Here is a 3,237-nt window from a genome sequence, read left to right as displayed (position 1 = left end):
AATTAAAGGTGGCAGTTTAGATAATGCACTCGTTTGTGGGCCAGAAGGCTGGCTAAATCCACCGTTGAGATTTGCAAATGAGCCAGTCCGTCATAAAATTTTGGATTTAGTAGGAGATTTGAGTTTACTAGGAACTTTTCCTCGTGCTCATTTTTTAGCGTATAAAGCCAGCCATAATTTACACATTCAACTGGCTCAGAAAATTTTAGATTTGATCTAAAGTTTGCATCCAAGATTATTAAGGCTTTGGATATACGCCTGCCTACTCAACTTTTAGATAAAAAATCAACTACACGGCCAATGTCAATCCTCACTGAAGTGAATACCATCGATACGACTACACCTACATCTACCGAACCACAGGGTATAAATGAGATTACAATCAGTTCTGAGATTAAAACAACTTTCACATCTGAAGAAATTCAGAAATTGCTACCCCATCGCTACCCATTCTTACTTGTAGACAAAATAATTGACTACGTTCCAGGTAAAAAAGCTGTTGGGGTTAAAAATGTCACTATCAACGAACCCCATTTTCAAGGACATTTCCCTGAACGTCCACTGATGCCAGGGGTGCTGATTGTTGAAGCAATGGCACAAGTTGGAGGCATTGTCCTAACTCAAATGTCTTCGGTAGAAGGCGGGCTGTTCGTCTTCGCTGGTATCGATAAAGTTCGCTTTCGTCGCCAGGTTGTGCCGGGGGATCAACTAGTAATGACGGTGGAACTGTTATGGGTAAAACAACGTCGTTTCGGTAAGATGCAAGGTCGTGCCGAAGTTGATGGTCAACTTGCTTGTGAAGGGGAATTAATGTTCTCTTTAGTTAGCTAAAAGTTTGCTTTCGTGGTATGGGTATAGCCGTGAAATGCCCCTACTGAATCCTGAAACAGGATAACAGTTAAAAAATCCACAATAGCATCTGAATAATTTCTTGATTTTCGCCGCCCTCTCTAAGAGACGCACTCACAAACACACTTAACTTGCTTTGCCCGACACTTTCGTTCACTGAAATATTTCACACTCAACAACGCCAGTCGCCTCAATGGGGCGGTAGTCGGTATAACTCTCTTAACCAGAGTAACGCGCTGCCTCAAAAAACCCGCCTGGCGCTGGATTATTAAGACAGTTCTGGAGATTCACCCTTGAAAACGCTAATTCATCCAACTGCTGTAATTCATCCGAAATCGGAACTCCACCATACAGTGCAAGTCGGTGCCTATGCTGTGATTGGAGCGCATGTTAAAGTGGGCCCTGAAACAATAATCGGCGCTCATGCAGTGCTAGAGGGGCCTTGTGAAATTGGGGCGCAAAATCAGATTTTTACAGGTGCAGCCATCGGCATGGAACCCCAGGATCTGAAGTTTGTAGGAGAACCAACCTGGGTCAAAATTGGTGATAACAACTTAATTCGTGAGTACGTTACCATTAACCGTGCTACCGGTGCTGGTGAAGCGACGGTAATTGGTGACGGTAATCTGTTGATGGCTTATGTCCATGTGGCTCATAACTGCGTCATTGAAGACCAAGTAGTGATTGCTAACTCTGTGGCGTTGGCGGGTCATGTCCATATAGAATCACGCGCTAGGCTAAGTGGGGTTTTAGGTGTCCACCAATTTGTGCATATTGGTAGACAAGCAATGGTGGGAGGTATGGCACGTATTGATCGGGATGTGGCCCCATATATGCTGGTGGAGGGAAATCCAGCACGGGTGCGAACCCTCAATCTTGTCGGACTCAAACGGTCTGGTATGGACTCAGCAGATTTACAAATGCTGAAAAAAGCCTTCCGCATTCTCTACCGTTCTGATTTGTCTTTTAAGGATGCTTTGGAACAGTTGGAATTGTTAGGAGATAGCGAAGAATTGCAGCATCTGCGACGCTTCCTCCTACTTTCTCAGATGCCTGGAAGACGTGGCTTAATTCCCAGTAAAGGGAAAAAAGGCGCAAGTGATGAATCGTGAGTTAGGAGTTAGGAGTTAGGAGTTATGAGTTATGAGTTGATAAATTAAATTTTTTAACTCTTCACTCCTCATTCCTAACTCTTCACTTTTAATTCCTCACTTTTAATTCCTAACTCCTAACTTTAATTATCAAATGCGGATATTTATCAGCACTGGCGAAGTATCTGGCGATTTACAAGGATCGCTACTAATTTCAGCGCTGAAGCGTCAAGCTGTGGCGATTAGGTTGGAATTAGAGATTGTGGCGCTGGGTGGCGAAAAAATGGTAGAGGCTGGGGCAATTCTGTTGGGAAATACCAGTAGTATTGGCTCAATGGGCATTCTAGAAGGGCTACCTTATGTTTTACCGACTCTTCAGGTGCAACGTCAGGCGATCGCCTCCCTAAAACAAAATCCACCGGATTTAGTAGTGCTGATCGATTATATGACTCCCAATCTGGAAATTGGGACTTATATGAAACAGCATCTGCCAGATGTACCTGTGGTGTATTACATTGCTCCCCAAGAGTGGGCTTGGTCAATAAGTTTGCGTAGAACTAACCGGATTGTTGGTTTTACAGATAAGCTGTTGGCAATCTTCCCACAAGAAGCCCGTTACTTTCGCGAGAAAGGCGCAAAGGTTAGTTGGGTGGGACATCCTTTGGTTGACCGAATGCAAGATGCTCCTAGTAGGGAAGTAGCTCGTGCAACACTGGGGATTGCTCCAGAAGAAATTGCGATCGCACTCCTCCCCGCCTCTCGCCGTCAAGAACTAAAATATCTTTTACCAGCAATTTTTCAAGCTGCCCAAACTATTCAAGCTAAATTACCTGAAGTTCGTTTCTGGATTCCCCTATCGCTAGAAGTCTATAGACAGCCAATTGAGGCGGCTATTAAGCGTTACGGTTTACGGGCGACAGTCATATCAGGTCAACAAATGGAAGTTTTTGCCGCTGCTGATTTAGCCATTAGCAAATCTGGTACTGTCAATCTAGAACTGGCTCTGTTAAATGTGCCGCAGGTTGTAGTTTATCGCCTCAGCCGTCTGACTGCGTGGATCGCTCGGAAAATTCTTAAAGGTTCTATAACCTTCGCATCGCCACCTAATTTAGTAGTGATGAAGTCGATTGTGCCAGAATTTTTACAAGAGCAAGCCACAGCAGAAAATATTACCCAAGCAGCGATGGAACTGCTACTCAATCCCAGTCGCAGAGAGCAAACTTTGCTAGATTATGAAGAAATGCGGCAAAGTTTAGGAGAAGTTGGGGTTTGCGATCGCGCTGCTCAAGAAATTTTG

General features: G+C 44.3%; 4 protein-coding genes. All 4 read left to right on the top strand.

The window, feature by feature from the left end; genetic code table 11:
* A partial coding sequence (locus tag IQ229_RS20135; RefSeq protein ID WP_194046777.1) for a UDP-3-O-acyl-N-acetylglucosamine deacetylase occupies positions 1 to 220 on the top strand: 220 nt, incomplete at its 5' end.
* A gap of 80 nt (positions 221 to 300) precedes the next feature.
* Positions 301 to 831: a 3-hydroxyacyl-ACP dehydratase FabZ gene (gene fabZ, locus IQ229_RS20130; protein WP_194046775.1), complete on the top strand. Its 531-nt coding sequence runs from the start codon at positions 301 to 303 to the stop codon at positions 829 to 831.
* Between the two features lie 311 nt (positions 832 to 1,142).
* Positions 1,143 to 1,961: an acyl-ACP--UDP-N-acetylglucosamine O-acyltransferase gene (gene lpxA / locus IQ229_RS20125; protein ID WP_194046773.1), complete on the top strand. Its 819-nt coding sequence runs from the start codon at positions 1,143 to 1,145 to the stop codon at positions 1,959 to 1,961.
* A gap of 133 nt (positions 1,962 to 2,094) precedes the next feature.
* Positions 2,095 to 3,237 (top strand): lipid-A-disaccharide synthase (lpxB, locus tag IQ229_RS20120; protein ID WP_194046771.1); only part of this gene is annotated, 1,143 nt, incomplete at its 3' end.

Origin of the sequence: Nostoc cf. edaphicum LEGE 07299, assembly GCF_015207245.1 — a bacterium.
Classification (GTDB): Bacteria; Cyanobacteriota; Cyanobacteriia; order Cyanobacteriales; family Nostocaceae; genus Nostoc; species Nostoc edaphicum_B.
Note: the sequence above shows the minus strand (reverse complement) of the source record. Positions and strands in the feature narration are given on the sequence as shown.